This is a genomic window from Vicinamibacteria bacterium (genome assembly GCA_035570235.1).
Lineage (GTDB): Bacteria > Acidobacteriota > Vicinamibacteria > Fen-336 > Fen-336 > DATMML01.
This window is the reverse complement of sequence record DATMML010000130.1, coordinates 1-17,767: the sequence shown is the minus strand read 5'-3', so window position 1 is coordinate 17,767 and position 17,767 is coordinate 1. Positions and strand designations below refer to the sequence as shown.

At 66.9% G+C, this 17,767-nt stretch carries 11 protein-coding genes; 7 read left to right on the top strand and 4 right to left on the bottom strand.

Translation table 11 applies throughout. From position 1 onward, the window contains the following. The first annotated feature begins 75 nt into the window (after positions 1 to 75). On the top strand, positions 76 to 2,202 hold the full coding sequence (locus tag VN461_22800; protein HXB57608.1) for a bi-domain-containing oxidoreductase: 2,127 nt from the start codon (positions 76 to 78) through the stop codon (positions 2,200 to 2,202). An 18-nt stretch (positions 2,203 to 2,220) separates the two neighbouring features. On the opposite strand, the gene VN461_22795 is transcribed toward VN461_22800, so the two are convergent. Continuing rightward, positions 2,221 to 3,039, bottom strand: coding sequence for a methyltransferase domain-containing protein (locus VN461_22795; GenBank protein HXB57607.1), 819 nt, complete (start codon positions 3,037 to 3,039; stop codon positions 2,221 to 2,223). A gap of 82 nt (positions 3,040 to 3,121) precedes the next feature. On the opposite strand from VN461_22795, the gene VN461_22790 reads away from it, so the two are divergent. The 3 genes from VN461_22790 to VN461_22780 all read left to right on the top strand — a co-directional run bounded on the left by VN461_22790 (position 3,122) and on the right by VN461_22780 (position 6,997). Next, positions 3,122 to 4,423 (top strand): polysaccharide biosynthesis C-terminal domain-containing protein, encoded by a 1,302-nt coding sequence (locus VN461_22790; GenBank protein ID HXB57606.1) that lies wholly within the window; start codon positions 3,122 to 3,124, stop codon positions 4,421 to 4,423. A 64-nt stretch (positions 4,424 to 4,487) separates the two neighbouring features. Next, positions 4,488 to 6,194, top strand: a complete 1,707-nt coding sequence (locus VN461_22785) for a glycosyltransferase (GenBank protein ID HXB57605.1) — start codon at positions 4,488 to 4,490, stop codon at positions 6,192 to 6,194. Further along, positions 6,191 to 6,997, top strand: coding sequence for a class I SAM-dependent methyltransferase (locus tag VN461_22780; protein HXB57604.1), 807 nt, complete (start codon positions 6,191 to 6,193; stop codon positions 6,995 to 6,997). The genes VN461_22785 and VN461_22780 overlap by 4 nt, the downstream gene beginning before the upstream one ends. Here VN461_22780 and VN461_22775 read toward each other — a convergent pair. Beyond that, a complete protein-coding gene (locus VN461_22775; protein HXB57603.1) occupies positions 6,978 to 8,558 on the bottom strand; it encodes a bifunctional glycosyltransferase/class I SAM-dependent methyltransferase in 1,581 nt (526 codons plus the stop codon). The two genes, VN461_22780 and VN461_22775, sit on opposite strands and share 20 nt — an antisense overlap. A 38-nt stretch (positions 8,559 to 8,596) precedes the next feature. Further along, positions 8,597 to 10,045, bottom strand: a complete 1,449-nt coding sequence (locus VN461_22770) for a hypothetical protein (protein HXB57602.1) — start codon at positions 10,043 to 10,045, stop codon at positions 8,597 to 8,599. 80 nt (positions 10,046 to 10,125) lie between these two features. On the opposite strand from VN461_22770, the gene VN461_22765 reads away from it, so the two are divergent. From VN461_22765 to VN461_22755, 3 genes are read left to right on the top strand one after another with little or no spacing between them, the layout of a single operon-like run. Continuing rightward, positions 10,126 to 12,147, top strand: coding sequence for an alginate lyase family protein (locus tag VN461_22765; protein HXB57601.1), 2,022 nt, complete (start codon positions 10,126 to 10,128; stop codon positions 12,145 to 12,147). After that, a complete protein-coding gene (locus VN461_22760; GenBank protein ID HXB57600.1) occupies positions 12,144 to 14,276 on the top strand; it encodes a hypothetical protein in 2,133 nt (710 codons plus the stop codon). Before VN461_22765 ends, VN461_22760 begins: the two co-directional genes overlap by 4 nt. Before the next feature lie 25 nt (positions 14,277 to 14,301). Further along, a complete protein-coding gene (locus VN461_22755; protein ID HXB57599.1) occupies positions 14,302 to 15,309 on the top strand; it encodes a glycosyltransferase family 4 protein in 1,008 nt (335 codons plus the stop codon). A gap of 74 nt (positions 15,310 to 15,383) precedes the next feature. Here the strand turns inward: VN461_22755 and VN461_22750 are convergent, their stop codons facing one another. Then, complete coding sequence (locus VN461_22750) at positions 15,384 to 17,432, bottom strand: hypothetical protein (protein ID HXB57598.1); 2,049 nt, start codon at positions 17,430 to 17,432, stop codon at positions 15,384 to 15,386. Positions 17,433 to 17,767 lie beyond the last annotated feature (335 nt).

Sequence of the window (17,767 nt, the reverse complement as noted above, 5' to 3'; positions counted from 1 at the left end):
TGTCCAGGACGGGTCGGGGGCGGCCTGTGTCAGAATAACCGCGCGCTCTATCGGCTAAGACGCGGAGGAAAGCGCTTGCTTCAAGTAGCGATCAGCGGCGGTGAGGTCCGGGTGGTCGAGGTCCCGGAGCCGCTCGTCCAGCCAGGCGCGGTCCTCGTGCGCACCAGCCACTCCCTGATCAGTGCCGGCACGGAAGCGGCCGCGCTCGGGAGCGGGGGACGGCGAGAAAGCCTGGTGCTCAAAGCCATCCGCAATCCGGCCCTCGTGCGCAAGGTCGTGGAGAGAGTCTCGAGCCACGGCCTGAGGCAGACCGCCGACCTGGTCCGCACCCGGGTGTCGACGGAAATGCCCACCGGCTACTCGTGTGCTGGCGTGGTAACGGAAGTGGGAGAGGGCGTCGCGGACCTGCGGGCCGGAGATCGGGTAGCCTGCGCGGGGGCCGGCTATGCGAACCACGCCGCGTTCAACGTCGTCCCCCGCAATCTGGTAGTGAGGCTCCCCGAGAGTGTCTCCTTCGAGGAGGGCGCCTTCACAACCCTCGGGGCGATCGCCCTCCAGGGCGTGCGCCGTGCGGCTCCCACGCTTGGTGAGCATGTCGCCGTCGTTGGCCTCGGCCTCCTCGGCCAGATCACGGCCCAGCTCTTGCGCGCGTCGGGGGCGGTCGCGATTGGCGTGGACCTGCGGGCCGATCGCGTCGCGCGGGCAGAAGCCCTCGGCCTGGCCCACGGCTTCACGACTACGGACCGGGACTTCGTGGCCGGGGTGCTCGAGCGCACGGCGGGACGCGGGGCGGACGCCGTAATCGTGACCGCGGCGGGAGGGGATGTGGGCCTTTTGAACCGCGCATTCGAGGCCTGTCGCAAGAAGGGGCGCGTGGTGCTCGTCGGCGACGTCCCCATCCGGATCCAGCGCGACCGTATCTACAAGAAGGAGCTCGACTTCCTGATCTCCACCTCCTACGGTCCTGGGCGCTACGACCCGCAATACGAAGAGAGAGGGCAAGACTACCCGCTCGCCTACGTACGCTGGACGGAGGGGCGAAACCTGGAGGAGGTCCTTCGCCTAGTGGTCCAGGGATCGCTCGAGGTACGACCGCTGATCGACGCGACCCTGCCCGTGGAGGAGGCCGCCGCGGCCTATGCCTCCCTCGTGTCCGAGCAGCGTCCCATCGGCGTCCTCCTCGACCATCACCTACCCGAGGCGCCCGCCGCCAGCGCGGGGCACACCCTCCTTCCCCGCCGGGCCTCCGCCCCCCGGAAGATCGCGGGGTACGGAGTTGGCGTCGTGGGCTACGGTGCCTACTTCCGCTCGATGCTCCTCCCCCTGATCCGGAAACACCCTGGATTCCGCTTGGCCGGGGCTTGCGCGCGCAGTGGGCTCACCGTTCGGGGCGCAGTGGTGAACGACGGCTTCGCGAAGGGGACGACGGACTACCGGGAGCTTCTGGCTGACCCCTCCGTGGACGTCCTCTATGTGGCGACCCGCCACAACTTGCACTACGAGATCGCCAAGGCCGCCGTCGAGGCTGGCAAGGCCGTTTTCGTGGAGAAGCCAATGACGATGACGGCGGCGGAGGGGCGCGATCTCGCCGAGGCCGTGGTCCGCGAGAAGGCTCTCCTCACCGTAGGTTTCAATCGGCGCTTCTCGCCCCACGCCGCCCGTTTGAAGGAACTGCTGACGACCGTGGCCGCTCCCAAGACCCTCATTTACCGCGTTAACGCGGGGGCCCTGCCTCCCGAGCACTGGCTCCTCGACCCCGCGGAGGGAGGGGGGAGGCTGCTCGGCGAAGGCGTGCACTTCTTCGACTTCTTGGCCTTCCTGGCGGGGGCGGGGGCAAAACGCGTCCGCGCGGTCTCAACCCCGGGCCGCTCGCGCGACGAGGCCGTCGTGGCCCTGGAGTTCGAAGACGGCTCCGTGGGCACCCTCGTCTACGCCGGCGGCGGCGCGCCCGCCGCGGGCAAAGAGCGCGTGGAAGTGTTCGCAGGAGGGGTCACTTTCATCATCGACGACTACCGGACGTTGGAGGTTCACGGTCTTGACAAGAAGGGGATGCGAACGCACGCAGTCGAGAAGGGACAGGCGGAGCAGCTCGAGAACCTCCATCGCGCCCTAAAGGGGGAGGAGAACCTCGGCGTCACCGCCGAGGACGGCTACCGAGCCACTTGGTGCGCGGAGCAGGCGGCGGCACCGGACTCGCGTTGAGAGTCGAACCGTCGCCCATCACTTCAGCGAGAACACCGTGAGGTACCAGCCCCAGCGATGGGCGAACCTCTCCAGGAGGCGCCGGGAGGCGCCGGTCGCGGGCGGAAGCGAGGGCCAGAAATGTGCGTAATCGATCTGGTCGGCGCGGATCCTTGTCTCTGCAAAGTCCGCGAAGAGCCGCCGGCAGTCACGGCGAGTCAGGACCTTGACCAAAGGCACGGCATCGGAGTCCGTCGATCGGTACTCGATGTCGGCCAGGAGCCGGCGATACCCCTTCTTCCGGAGTTCACCTCGTATGACGCCTCGCAGGAGCATAGTGCAGATCCAGTAGAAGGCCGAGTGCTTGTGGTACAGGCCAACGATGGCCAGGCCGCCGGGTCGGAGGACGCGGCGGACCTCGTCGATGGCCGCTTGCGTCCCGGGCGTGTGATGCAGAACGCCAAACGAATATACGACATCGAAATAGTCCGCCTCGAAGGGGAGGGCTTCGGCGTCCCCCCGTACAAGTCGGGTGACCAGGCCCTCGAGCTCAAAGTGGCGGCGGGTCAGCTCCAGATGCCGGGCCGTAAGGTCCAAGGCGTACATCTCCGCGCCGGCCCGCGCGAACTGGGCGTGGTCGGTGCCGAGCCCGGGTCCGATCTCAAGGACTCTCTTCCCCCGGTAAGCCTCGAAGCCAATGGCCATACGCATCCAGGGAGCGTAGATGTCGTAGCGCTCTGTCTCCACCTTGTGGAAGAAGGCGGCGGAGCCCGACTCGTGCTCCCGTGCCGTGGACGACCCGCAGGGATCGGCGTTCCACTGCTTCTGGACCTCCAGCTTGTCTGCAAACTCCGGCATGAGCTTTTGTGCCGCTCGCCGCGCGGCTTCCCGGCTATTCTCCCCTGCCCTGTTTCTGAACGCTAGCGTAGGAGACCGCGGGATGTCACCGGTTGCGAACGGACTCTGGGCGCGTAGCTGGGACCGGGTGTCCCATCAGCTCGGGGAGGAGTGGGCCTCCTACGGACGGCTCTATGCGGCCCGCTTGGTTGGCGTGGTGGCGGGAATGGTGCTCGCAGTGTTCTCAGCCCGGGCGCTCCGGCCCCAGGGACGAGGCGAGTTCGCGGCTCTTGCCACGGCTACTCTGGTGACGGCCCAGATCCTGAACCTCGGCCTCTCTTCGTCCCTGGTCGTTCTCTTCTCGCGCCGGCCTCGTCGCATAACCCGCTATCGCCCCTACCTCTACGTGCTCCCCGGCCTTTCCATGCTCCTGCTCGCGGTCGCGGGAGCCGGCATCTGGCTCCTAGCGCCGTCGGCCGTGTACCTTCTTGTTTGGTGGCCTTTCTGCACGATCTGGATCCCCCTGCAGCTCCTCGGCCTCCACCAAGCCGCCGCCCTCCTGGCCACGCTAGGCTCGAAGCCGCTGGCCCGGATCGAGTTGACGGGCCGGGTCACCTCCGTTTGTCTGGCCGGGCTATCTCTGCTCCTCTTCCCCGCCTCTCTTCCCTGGTTCGTGGGGGCTCTGATCGCGGCCGATGCCCTGGTGGCCTTCCTGGGCGCCCGCCACCTGGCGCGGGCCTTCCCCCTTGTCACGGCTCGCTCTCGGCATCCGACCGCGTTCTTCAAGGCCGCCCTGCGCCTCGGCTTCCGGGCCTACCCTCTGCTCTTCCTTCCCTTCCTGCTCGTGAAGTCGGACATCCTGCTCATGCGCGCCTTCCGCGGTTCGGGAGAGACGGGGGTCTACTCGATCGCGTCCCAGATCATCGATATCGCGCAGATCCTGCCCATAACGATCGCGGCCGTGGCCCTTCCCTCCATCGTGCGTCACGCTAACCCGAAGCAAGCCCTCCTACGCCTTCTCCGTCCGACCTTCGCTCTTGTTCTCTCCCTGGTCGTGGCTCTTGTGGCCTTTGGCTATTGGGGGATCGTCTGGATTTTCGGGCACGCCTATGCGGATGCCTACCCTGCTCTTCTGCTCCTCCTTCCGGGGTTCGTATGCTTAGCCCTCCAAGGCCTCCTCTCCCAGTACTTTGGCGCCCGCGGCTTCCCGGTGGTCCTCTCCCTTTACTGGTTCCTCGGCCTGGCCGTCAATGTCTCCCTCAACTTCATCCTGCTCCCACGCTTCGGGTTGCTGGCGGCTTCTGTGACCAGCAGCCTGAGTTACGCCCTGGTGTTTGGACTCTCGGCCAGGCTGTTCGTGCAAGAACGGTCGGGCGGGGACGTCCTCCTGAGGAAGCGAGGGTGAAGCTCACGGATCCCTCGCCAGGGGGTGGGTCGAACTCCGCGTCCATCCCCGCGGCCCACAGACAATGACTCCCGTTCTCGTCCTCTCCCCGACGCCCCCCGACTCCGAAATACGACGGTCGTTCCAGGACCGCTTCGGGCCCGAGATATCGTTCGTCGACCTGCCGGGTCTCCGGCGCACGAGCCTGCGCGAGAGCTGGCGCAATCTCCGCCGGCATCCGGTGGGCTGCGCGGTCGTGACCGGCACTGCCGGGGAGCTGCGCCTCTTCTGCGATTATTTGGTGGTCCTCGCCTTCTGCGTCCCTGCCGACCGGCGCGAGGTCTGGCCACCCGGGCAGGAGGGGACGCCCCTCGGAGGCGGCAATCTCGTTCGTTCCCTCGTCCGGATTGTGGCTGGTCTATTGGCGGGCTCCTTCACCTTGGCCCGGGCCTGGTTTCGGGTCCGCTCGCTCCAGAGCAAGCACCTCCCCCACCAGGCCCTGGGCGCGTCCCGTCGCTGCCTGTACCTCAAGCCAACCCTGACGTTCGGCGCCAGTGTTGGCGGCTCGGTCGCCCATGTGTCGGGGGTGGTCAACGCCTTCTTGAGAATGGGCGTTCAGCTCCGGCTTGTGGCCGCACATGAGCAAGCGCTGGTAAACCCGGCCGCCGAGCAGGTGGTGGTGCCGCCCGATTTTCTCATCTCCTTTCCCTACGAACTCAACCAGCACCGATATCAATCGGCATTCCTGTCGCAGGCGGAAACGCACCTGCTCGAGATCCGGCCTGATTTTATCTACCAGCGCTACTCCCTCAACGACGCCACGGGCGTGATCCTGCGGCAGCGCCATCGCCTGCCCTTGGTCCTGGAGTTCAACGGGTCCGAAGTCTGGGCTCAGCGGCACTGGGGCCGCCCCCTTCGTTTCGAGGCGCTAGCCGGCGCCTTTGAACGGCTCAACTTGAAGCATGCGGACTTGGTGGTCGTGGTGTCGCAGGCGCTCGTAGAGCAGGCGGTCTCGCTGGGAGCGGCACCCGAGCGGATCCTCTTCTATCCCAACTGCATCGATCCCGCCGTTTTCGACCCCACGCGTTTCGAGGAGAGCAACCGCCAGCAGGTCCGGGAGGCGCTCGGGATCCCGCTCGAGGCCGACCTCCTGACCTTCGTGGGCACCTTCGGCCAATGGCACGGCACCGACGTGCTCGCGGGCGCGATCCGGAAGCTCATAGACGAGGACCGGGCCTGGCTGGAACGAAGGAGGGTTCATTTCCTTCTGGTGGGCGACGGCGTGCTCGCTCCCAAGGTCCGCGCGATTCTGGGACTGGCCCTGGGTGCGCCCTTCGTGACCCTGGCCGGGCTGCGCCCCCAGGCAGACACCCCCGGCATCCTGGCCGCTTCCGAAATACTGCTCTCGCCGCACGTGCCAAACCCCGATGGCACGCCTTTCTTCGGAAGCCCCACCAAGCTCTTCGAGTACATGGCCATGGGCAAGTTGATCCTGGCGTCCGACCTCGACCAGATCGGCTGGGTCTTGAAAGGGTGGCGGCCGGGGACGCCGCCTCCCGCGGACGGAGCCGCGTCAGGGGCCGCCGCGCTCCTCGTCAAACCAGGGAGCCTGGAGGAGCTCGGGGAAGGAATCCGGCGGGCGGTGGAGATGCCCATCCCGGAGCGGGAGGCGCTCGGCGCTACGGCCCGCCGACTCGCCCTTGCGTCCTTCACCTGGGACAAGAACGTGGCGGCGGTGCTCGCGCGGACTCGGGAGGCTACCGACGCTCCACCGATCCCGCCCACTCCGTGACCGACAAGCAGCGCGTCCGCGACTTCTGGGAGCAGGCCCCTTGCGGCGAGGTCTACGCGCGGGGAGACGAGCTCCCCGAGCGCCTGGAGGCGCAGGCCCGAGCCCGCTACCGGCTCGAGCCCTATCTCCCCGTGTTCGCTCGCTTCGCGGAGGGGCGCGGCAAGGACGTGCTCGAGCTCGGGGTGGGCATGGGCGCCGATCACCTGGAGTGGGCGCGGTCAGGACCGCGGTCCCTGACCGGGATTGACCTCACTCCGAACGCCGTGGCCTACACGGACCGGCGACTTCGCCTCTTCGGGCTGGCCTCCCGCCTGCTCGTAGCGGACGCGGAACGGCTCCCTCTTCCGGGTGAGGCTTTCGACCTCGTCTACTCCTGGGGCGTGATCCACCATTCGCCCGACACCCCCGCGGCCGCGCTCGAGATTCGCCGGGTCTTGAGGCCGGGCGGCCAGGCACGGGTGATGATCTACCACCGTCACTCGCTGGTGGGTTACATGCTCTGGCTCCGCTACGGGCTGCTCACGGGTCGTCCCCGGCTGGGGCTGCGCGAGACCTACGCCCGCCACTTGGAGAGCCCGGGCACCAAGGCCTACTCGCCGGAGGAGGCGCGCAAGCTGTTCGCCGGCTTCTCCGAGGTCAGCGTGCGAACGCTGCTGAGCCCCGGGGACTTGCTCCAAGGCGCGGTCGGGCAGCGTCATCGGAGCATTCTCCTAACCGCCGCCAAGGCACTCTATCCCCGGTGGGCGGTGAGGCGCCTCCTCGCCCACCACGGCCTCTACTTGCTCATCGAGGCGACGAAGTAGGCACTTCCGTCGCCGCGGACCGCCGGGCCGAGTGGGCGTGGGCCTCGCGCAGCAGGTACTCCAGGGAGGGCAGCGGCTCGACCACCAGGAAAGCCTGGTAGGCGAAGAGCCCCTTGGCCATTCGGTTCAAGGCCTCGTTGAGCGCGAGGAGGGCCCGGCTGAGGCCGTTCTCGCCGAGGGCGAGTGGAAAGGGGCCCGGGATGGCCCGCGCCTCCACGACGCGGAACCCGGCCTGCTCGAACAGCCGACGGAACGACTCAAACGTGAACAGCCGCTTGTGGGTGAGATCCAGGATTCCCCGCTTCCCGTAGTTGAACTGCCCGAAGAGCAGCATCACCCGGTTGATGAAGAAGCCGACATTGGCGGTGCTGACGAACAGCTTCGTGTTCGGAGCCAGCTTCATGGTCTCGCGCAAGCGCTCGACGAAGCCCTCCGGGGAGACGAGGTGCTCAATCACATCCAGCAGCAGGACGTAATCGAACTCGGCGGGGTCGACAGGGGGGAAGCCATCGTTCAGATCGTGCAGAAGGAAGTGGTCCAGCTCCACTCCCGGTCCAGGCGGCGAGTAGTCCACCCCCGTGACGTGGCAGCCGTTGTGTTCCCGGAGGAGCGCGGCCACGTAGCCTCCGGCGCAACCCAGATCGAGGACCCGCGCCCCGCGCGGTATCTTCCTCAAGGCCAGGGTGTGTGGGCTCAGGTAGCCGAGCTTCAATTGGTAGTGGACATTGTCGGTTGCGGCGGGCTCGGAGTCGAAGCGGCGGTCGTAGAACAGACCCATCCGTTGCGTGCGGGCCACGAGCACTGCCTTCGCCACGTGCCAGGCGTACTTCAGCCCGTTGACGCGCGAGATCTCGTCCCCGTAGTAGGTGGGGATCGCGAGCTCCTTGATCCTCTGCTTCGCGAACAGAAGCTGGATGATGATCTCGGTGTCGAAGTGGAAGTCGTTGGTGTTGAGGCCAAACGGGATCCGCTTCAGAGCCTGGACGGAGTAGACGCGGTATCCGGAGTGGAACTCGCTCAAGGAGGTGCCCAGCATCTGGTTCTGGAACCAACTGAGGATCCGGTTGCCGACGAACTTGTATAAGGGCATGCCCCCGGCCAGGGCCGCCCCCCGCTCCAGCATGCGGGAGCCGAACACCGCGTCCGCCTCCCCCTCGCGCAGAGGCCGCACCAGGTCGGGCAGGCACTCCGGCGCGTACTGCCCGTCCCCGTGGACGAGGGCCACAAAGTCGAAGCCCTCTTCAATGGCGAAGTGATAGCCGATCTTCTGGTTGCCACCGTAGCCCTGGTTCACGGGGTTGAAGAGGACGTGCAGAGGGAAGGGCAGACCGCCCCCGCGCTTTATCTCGCCGCTCCTCTCGAACGTACGGTCTTGGGAGGAGTCGTCCAGAACCAGTACTTCGACCTCGTACTCCCCGGCCAGTGCACGGGGTATGCGGCCCAGGACCTGGTCGATGGTGCTTTCCGCGTTGTAAGCAACCACGAAGATCAGGAGGCGCGGCTTGCGGGCGAGCGGGTCCGCCGGGGAAGGCCGTTCGGTGTTCTGAGGGGTGCGACCCAACGGGCGGGGCCTCCTGCTCTGCGCCACCGGCGGGCGGCTCAGCCCGACGCCGGGGCCGGGGCGGGCGGCACGTCCGACCCTTGCCGAGCGGCCCGCCAACGTCGAGCCAGTCGGGAGGCCGCACCAGGCGCGGAGCCCAGGCCGCCCAGGAACAGTACCAGGAGCGCGACCTGAGAGACATTATCATAGGCGAGGCCGACGAAGTAGAAGAGGCAGGTCACCAGGACATAGACGAGATACGTTCCCGCGGCCGCCACTCCCAGCCACCGCCGTTCCCCCCCCGCGAGTACCATCAGGACGAGACCCGTCAGGCAGACCAGCCGGTAGACCGGGTTCGGAAGGAACGGATAAGGGGCCATGCTCGTAACCGTCGTCCCCAGAAGCGACTCCCAGAGCCGACCCCGGAACGAGCGCAGCACGAACTGGGGGTCTTTGCGCAGGAGTGACAGAAACTCCTTTTTCACCGCCTGGTCATGCTCTTTGTAGTCGTCCATGCGAAAAGGGACTCCGTACTTCTCCCGGGTCAGGCGGTAGACAGCCTCGTCGTTTGCCTCCAGCCCATACGGGTTCGGATAGTACCCGAGGCCAACGAGCGCCACGTGCCAGCTCGCTCGGGTGGAAAGGACCAGGGACCCTCGGGCTCGGGAGGAGCGGTAGATCTGGGGTGCGGCCACGAGACCGAAGATCAAGGCGCACCAAATGCTTTGCTTGCGCAAGGCAGGAGTGAGGACCATTAGGGCGAGCAGGAAGCACGTGATCGGCCACCAGGACGCCCGCATCCAGACTCCGAAGCCTAGAACGAACCCTGTCAGCCCCAGCAGGAAGGCGGGGGGCCCGGCCCGCCTGAGAGTCAAGAGCAGGAGGGCAAACACAGTCAGCGTCAAGACCACGTCCCAGTAGTAGTAGTAGGCAAACGAGGCGAGATACAGGAACACCTTGTTGCCGGTGTAGAACAGAGCCGCCAAGGCACCAAGGCGAATGTCCCACGATGCAAAGATGGTGTAGACGAGGACGACCAAGCCTACGTCCACCAGCAGCTGAAGGGCGATCGAGCGCCAGTGGTTGTCGGGCAGCGTGGGAAAGGCGAGGCGGGCGATCTCCACGATGAAGGAGTAGCCGATGTCGAGAGTGTAGTAGTCCACGAACTCGGGGGAGCCTTGGTCGGAGAACCGCTTGTAGACCGCATTGGGGTTGCCCAGAGCGACGTAGTGGCGATAGCGGTTGAGATCGAGCTGGCCGAGCCGCCCGTCTTCGAGAGCGGCTGCCATCCCGTGGTATACGTAGTAGCCAGATAGGACAACTGGCTTGTCCGGGTTTTGGTTCGACCGCATGGCCAGGATCCGCGAGTTCGACCACAGCAGCGCGGTCATCAGTAGGCAGGCGGCGACCAGCGTCCTGTTCATGACATGGGTAAGGGGCAAGGAGAAAATCCGCAGGACCGAGCGCCCCAGCGGGACGAACTCGTCCGTGGATTGTGCCGGGAGCATCGAAGCAGCACGGTAGGCCCCTGGCGCGACCGCTGTCAAGTCGCGACTCTGCTGATGGCACCGCACGCCGATCCTCGACGGTGAGACTCTCGCAAATCGTCCGATGGGGCCTGCGCCGGCCACCCCGGGCCGTGGCCCGGCGCGTGGCCTACGAACTTGCGGCTCAGGCCGAGCGGTTCCTGGCTCCGCGCCGTGCGCGCCGCTTCAGCCGAGAGGCTCTTCTGCGCGCCACGGGGGCTCCCGATATTGACTCGCTCTGGCGACGGCTGAGCGAGCGACCTTATCCCGCCTACACAAGGCCAGTGTCGCCCGAGGCCTATCGCGACCTCTGCCCTGGAGATGAGGAGCGCATTCTCGCCGCGGCCGAAGACGCACGCGCCCATCGAGTCAGTCTCCTGGGGTCCGGTCCCGTCGAACTCGGACCCCGCTTCGACTGGTCCGCGGACTTCAAATCGGGTGTCGCCTGGCCCCGCCGCTTCATGCGCGACATTGCCTACGTCAACCCGGATGACGCAAGCGATGTCAAGGTGCCCTGGGAGCTCTCGCGCCTGCAATGGCTGATTCCCTGCGGCCAGGCATACCTCCTTACCCGGGACGAGCGCCAGGCACAGGCTGTGCGCGGCGTGCTCGAAGACTGGATCGCCGCCAACCCCTACGCAAAGAGCATCAACTGGGCGTGCGCGATGGAGGCCGCGCTCCGGATCCTGACCTGGACCTGGTTCTTCCGGGTCTTCCATGCGAGCCCGTCCTGGACCGACCCTCTCTTCCGCGAACGCTTCCTGTGTGCCCTCTATCTCCACGGCGACTTCACGGAGCGGCATCTCGAGATCTCGGACGTGAACGGCAACCATTGCACCGCGGACGCGGCTGGCCTTGTCTTCGCCGAGCTATTCTTTGGCCCCGGGAGGGATGCCCCCCGCTGGGGGCAAAGGGGGTGGTCGATCCTCTCCCAAGAGATCGCCCGCCAGACTTCCGTCGACGGGGTCGATTTCGAGGGCTCGGTTGCGTACCACCGCCTGGTCTTGGAGCTATTCCTGCTTCCCGCCCTCTATCGTGAGGCCTTCGACCTGGAGGTGCCCAACGAGTACCGCGAGCGCGTAGTGGAGATGGCTCGCTTCAGCGCCACCTACTCGCGGCCCGACGGCTCCGTCCCCCTCTGGGGTGATGCGGATGACGCGCGGGCCCTGCCCCTGGGTGGTCAGAGCCTGAACGACCACCGTTATCTGTCTGGCCTGGTGGGCGCGGCCTGGGGTGTCCCCGACCTCCGCGAGAGTTTTGGCGGCAGCCGGAGTGAGATCCTCTGGCTCTTGGGCCCGAGCGTGGCCGGTAGCCTTTCCCCCACCGACGGCCCGCTGCGGTCGCCCCCGTCCCGGGCCTTCCCGGAAGGTGGGTACTACGTCCTGCGCAACGACCGTGATCACGTCTTCATCGATTGTGGCCCCGTGGGGTTCGCCGGCCGGGGTGGGCATGGCCACAACGATTGCCTCTCTCTGGAGGCGGTCCTGGACCGGACCCATCTTGTTTCCGATTGCGGAGCCTACCTCTACTCTGCCTCCTTCGCGGAGCGCAATCTGTTCCGGTCCTCCGCCTCCCACAACACTCCTTGCGTGGACGGCGAGGAGATCAACCGCTTTCGGCCGGAGGAGCTGTGGACCCTCGACTACGACGCGCGGCCGGAAGTGCGGCGCTTCAAGACCGGAACGGGAGCGGACACCTTCTGCGGCTCGCACGCCGGCTACCGCCGCCTGGCCCCGCCGGTCACGCCGGTGAGAACGATCGTCCTGGACCATGAGCGCCACACGCTCGTCATCCAGGACGCCTTCGAAGGCGATGGTCGCCATCGCATCACGATTCCCCTTCACTTGGCCCCCGGAGTCGCGGTGCGCAAGGAAGGTCAAGGGCTTCTCTTGCTTGAGGCCGGCAACAAACTCTTCACTCTCTCCTGGAGCCCCTCCGAAGCCTGGTCCCTGGAGGTTGGAGAGGGCCGCGTGTCCCCGAGCTATGGCGTCGCCCTGCCCGTGGTGCGGCTCGTCTGGTCGCGCGAAGGCCCGTTGGACCAGACCCTGACCGTCCGCCTGGGGCCGGAGTCACCGAGCCCGTGACGGCAAGATGGAGCCTGCCTAGGCACCTCCCCGTCGTCTCCGCCTCCGCCCTCGCCTTCTGCACCGTGACCCTGGCCGCCCTGGCGCTGTTCGTGTGGCCCAAGCTGTTCGCCAGCACCCCGGACGGAGTCGCCCCCCTGGTCAGCGCCAGCTGCGGCCCCGAGCCCGGCCGCGACGTCCAGCCCTCCGTCGGCCTTAAGCCCTGTCCGGTCAGCGTTCTTCTCGTCAGCCCCGGCCGCTTCCGGGTCGAAGCCGGCGACCCCGGGGCGGACCACCTGACCCTTCATTTCGAGATTCCCTCCCGCTCGCCGTGGCGCGCGCAGGTCTTGTTGTTAGGGGCCCGTCCGTCGGCGGACGGTCTCACCATCGAGGTCTTGGGGTTCGATCCGGGCGTCGGTTGGAGGCGCATCGAGGCGGGAGACCAGGGTAGGGGCCCAGGCAAGCGCCGGCTCCTCGGGCTCGATCCTTCGCTGGATGTCCACCAGATCCAGGTGGTCGTGCGTCGGGCGGCGGGGGAAGGAGAGCCCGCCCTTCGCCTCTTGTTGGATGAGGTCGGACTCTACGCCTCTCCTGTCGGCCTTGATCGGGATGTCCGACCGTTCCTCTCCGACCTGCCGGACCGCCTGGTGTACCGCGGCGTCCTGGCCCGAGTCTGCCTGCTGCTCGCATGTCTAGGCGTCGTCTCCTCCCTGGGAGTCCGTAGAGGCGCCCTCAGCATGCTCGCCCCGGCCTTCCTCTTCTTCTTGACCCTGGCCGTAGCCGTGCTGGAACTGTGGGTGATCTACAGCCCGTTCTGGTCGACCGACTTTCGGGTCGCAGTCCTGACCTCGGGCGCCATTCAAGAAACGGTCGGCGGCAACTTGAACTACGGCATGTATCTCGGCTCCCGGCTCCTGGAGGGCAAAGGGCTCACCTTCTGGGCGGGGTGGGTGCCTTGGGAAAGGATGCCGGGCTACGGGCTCTTCAACGCCCTGGCGGGCATAGTCGCGGGGTTCAAGACCGACCTACTGAGCATTGGTCTCGCCGCCCTCAAGCTCCATCTACTCCTGTTCGCGGGCGCCAATGCCTTCTTCGTCGGCTGCGCCAGCCGGGTCATGCGACCGGGCGTGGCCGTGGCCGCGGCTTCCATCGCCGCCCTCCTTCCCAATCAGCTCGCCAATCCCCAGGCGGACTCCATCATGGTTCCGATCTACCTCCTCGTCGCGGGCGCGCTCTGCCTCTTTCTCGACCAGAGCCGCGGGGGCGTGACCCCCAGGTTCCGCTACCATCTTCTCGTCCACCTCGGTTTTGCCCTCTGGTTCATCATGCGGGCGGACGCCGTGCCCGGCTGGGCCGCCATGTCGCTCATTCTCTATTGGCGCGCCTGGCGCTACCTCGCCCTCCCGGCCGTCCTGTACCTCGCCATCGGGACGTCCTGGGGCCTCTACAAATACCGCTACACGGGCGATTTCTCGATGACCACCTCCAACCTGGGGAACGTAGCCTGGGTGGGGCTCTGGCAGGTACCGAACAGGTTCAAATGGCATACGGATGACACAAGCTACTTCTCGTGGATGAAGGAGGTCGGCCTGCCTCCTACCTCTCAGCGGGCCTCCAGCACTGCTCTTCGCGAGGTCCTGCGCTTCACCCTGACCTACCCTGTCTACGTGCCGCACCTAATGCTTCATCGCGGCCTCGAGTACCTTGATCTGTTCGCGCCGGGCAAGAGCAACCCCGTGACCTTCCCCCACGCCCCCGTCCAAGCCCTGCGGGCTCCTTTCGTCTTCGCTCTTATCGGGGTCATCGCGCTGTGTCTCTGGCTCCCGTACGAAGCGCGGCGCACGCTCTATCTCGCCTGGCCGCTCCTCTTCAATCTTCCCATCTTCCTTTTCTTCTTCAGCGACGGCCCGAGGCACGTCTCCCCCTGCCTGACCGCCCAGCTGGTGGCGGCCTTGCCTCCCCTCTGCGAAGCCGGCTTCTATCGGACCCTGCTCGGGCAGCGGGGGAAGGCCCTTGCCCTGGCCGCGGCCTTTGTCGCGGCCTGGTTCCTCGCCCATCAGGTCGACGAGTTCGTGCTGGCTTCGGACCGGGTGCGCTACTGGGCACCCGTGCTGGACCCGGCCCGGCTCTTGTCCGGCCTCCCCAGGTAGTTCGCGGAAGGCAATGTCCAGTCCCATGACTCCCTGGGCACCGGCCGCCACCATCCTGCTCCTCTCCTTTGCAGTTGCGGTCGCGGTCACGCCCCTCATCCGGGCCGCGGCCCGGCGCCTGGGTTTCTTGGATCGGCCCAACCCACGCTCGTCGCACCAGAGGGTCGTCCCCCGGGGGGGTGGCGCGGCCATTGTCCTGGCCTCGCTTGTCGCGTTGAGCGCTTCGCCATTGGCCCGGGCGGGGGGAGCCACCCTCCTCGGGGCCGGGGTCGCGCTCGCGCTGGTGGGGCTCTGGGACGACCGCTTCGGGCTCCCACCCCTTCCCCGGCTCGCCTTCCAGATGGTGGCGGCCCTGGCCGCCGTCTGGGGAGGGGCGGGGATTGATCGCCTGCCCTTGCCCCCCCCGTTGGATCTGCCGCTACACGGGCTGGGAGGGGTCTTCGCCGTCCTCTGGATCGTGGCGGTCGTGAACTTCTACAACTTCCTGGACGGGATCGACGGGCTCGCGGCCCTGCAGGGAGTGGTCACCGGCCTCGGTCTCGTCTTGGCGGGCTGGGACCCGGTCGCGGCCGGGCTCGGGGCCGCCATCGCCGGGGCTTGTCTCGGCTTTCTCCTTTTCAACTGGTCGCCGGCCACGATCTTCATGGGCGACATCGGGAGCTGCTTCCTCGGGTACACCCTCTCCGCGCTTCCACTCCTGGCGCCCGCGGACACACGGCCGCGGGCCGTGATGTTCGTGGCCTTGAGCCTGTGGCTGTTCCTTGCCGACGCCACCTGGACCCTGGCCCGCAGGCTCGCTCGCGGCGAGCGCTTTTACGAGGCGCACCGCGAGCACCTCTATCAGCGCCTGGCCCTGCGCTTCGGCCATGGCTGGGTGGCGGCGGGACTCGGCTTGGGGTCGTGCGCCCTGACCGTGATTGCGCTTCAGGCCTGGCGGAGCGCGGATGCGGTGTGGGCGTGGACGGGTTTGACCCTGGCCCTGCTCTTCTTCGCCGCCGAGGGTGGGATGGCGGGGCGGCGGGAGCCTAGGTGAAGAAAACCCTGCGCAGCCGAACGGCCGCCCCGTAGCTGCAACACGAACGGGCCGGCCTAAGGCGGCCTCGCTCTTCACTGCCCATCCGGGGCGATGGCTCGACGGGAGACGGGGTACACGGCGTAGCTGGATCCGACGAAGATGGGCGGGAGCCCGGGGAAGGGCCCCTGCACGTGATCCAGCCTCGCCATGACGTACCGTGCATCGTAGCGATCGAGGATCTCAGTCCGCACTCGACCCTTTCGCCAGGAATTCCAGAACCTGAACATGTCCGTCTGACGGCGCCTCCACTCCGCCTGGGAGACGAACTCGTGCGCAAACGGTCCGGCAAGCGGTACACGGCAACCGGCCAGGCTCATGAGCTCCGCACCGGTGTCCCGCGGCCCCTCGGGCTCATCGCCTCCCGGGAGGGGGCCAAGGGCGGTGATCCCGTCGCGGCAGAGCGAGCCCAACAACCGCATGAGGGAAACCTGCTCCGCGTCCAGCAGGGTACGGTCCGGGGCCTCACGCATCCAAGCTACGGTCGATGGAAGGCTGAGGGCCGAGACGAGCAGGGCGGCCGCGAACGCCGGCCGCCGGCCTCGCCGTCGGATCGCGACCAGGGCCTCACCCACGAAGATCCACATCAGGTACTTGCTCTGAACCAGAAACCACGCGGAGTTGTTGTAGGAGCCAGGCTCGTCCCGCTGGGTCAGCCGAAAGACTGCGGTTGCCAGGAACCCCAAGACCGCGAAAATGGTCAAGAAGAGGGAGCACGCCAGGCGCGGGTCCGGACGATCTTCCTTGAGCTGCCGCAGGGGAGCGACAAGGGCCCTAGAGCCCAGCAGACGTGGTCCCAGACTGCCGATGAGGTAGACGGGAAGGACCATGCCCAGAAGCAACGCGAGTCGAGTCAAGGGATTCCACACCGCCCCCGCCGAGGTACCGGGGAGAAAGCACACCCTGTCGGCGGTTGTCTCGAGCAGATGGAGGGGTGCGAAGCGGAGTACTTGGAGCGAAGCCTGGCTCCCCACCCCAAGCATCACCAGGGAACCGCAGGCCACTATCCCCACCGGGATCGCGATCTTCGCCAGGGTCAGATCGAGTCCCCGCCACCGGGCCCAGATTCCCGTGACGGCGAGCGCCACCGCCGCGTGTAGCCCGGTGAAAACCTTGAACTCCATGAGCGCGGCGAACAGCACGACGGCGACCACAACCCACGCCAACCGGCGTTCACGGCAGGCTTTTACGAGAGCGAACAAGCCCCCAAAGAGAAGCCCCAGGGCGGGGAGCATGGGGTTGGCCGTGTACAAGGAGTAGAACGTTGGTGCCTGAAAGACTCCGAAATCCCAGGAACTGACCCCCGGACAGAGGGCACCAACGACCCAGGTCAGATCCCCGCCCAGCACCGTGAGCCCCGCGACCAAGGCCGCCACGGCGCCCGATCCGATCCAGAGGCGAGCAAGGCAGAACACCGACAGGGTCGCCTGGATCAGCAACACGGGGGGAAGAAAGCGCACGACCACGTCGGCGGGGTCGAGCATCGCCGTCCGGGCCAGAAGGGCCGCGGTCAGATCAGCCCCGTAGTGATACCGGAGTGGTATGCCCGCTACGAAGGGCGTCTGGGGCGGGACCGTGTGCATCAGCTCGCGGACGATGGCAAGGTGGAATTCGACGTCGGGCATCGGCCGCAGCATCTGTCCGTCAGGCCTAAGGCTCAGGGTCCAATAAGAGACGGGCCCGGCCAGGAGAGGGGCGAGCGTCGCCGCGATGGCCGTGGCCAACAGGACATGGGACGGGTCCATTCGGTCCAGAAGGCCCTCCCGGAGCGCCCGGCGCCACCGGACGATCAAAGCCCCCACCCCGACGGGCCAGACCCAGAAGAGATGGGGCCAGGGGGACCAGGACGTGATCCAATAGATCGAGGACGCCGAGAGCATCCCGAGAAGGAGCGCGAGCATCCACTGCTCCAGGGGTTCAACGCGCAACCGGAGAAACCCTGTAATGAGAAGCCCGGGAAGCACAATCAAGATCACGAATGCCAGGAGGAAGCGGAAGAAGCTCGCTACGGACGTAGATGTCCAGACCCCGAACGGGCCCGTAAGCACGAGCAGAGCACACGCAAAGACCACGGCCCGCTTCATCAACGCTTACCCCCGGCAGCCCGCTTCACTCATGACCGCGCGCTTCGTCAGACCAGCGGCGGAGCGGCCTTCTCCTCCTCTCGCCGGCAGTCGGATCATCAGTTGTCGGATCATCAGTTTGTCAGCAAACTCGCGCATGAGCTAGGATCCGCCTCGGCGGCGAGTGACAAGGCCCGGCGCGACCGCCGAGGATCGCAAAGCGGCACTTGGCGTGCGGAGCAATCGGCTTCCGCCGAAGCGAGATGGAAGCTGGGCCTGGCTTTGGGCGCGGCCTTTTCCTGGAGTCGAGTGGACGATGGCGAGGCGGGGTGAGTTCCGGTGACGCTGGAGACAAG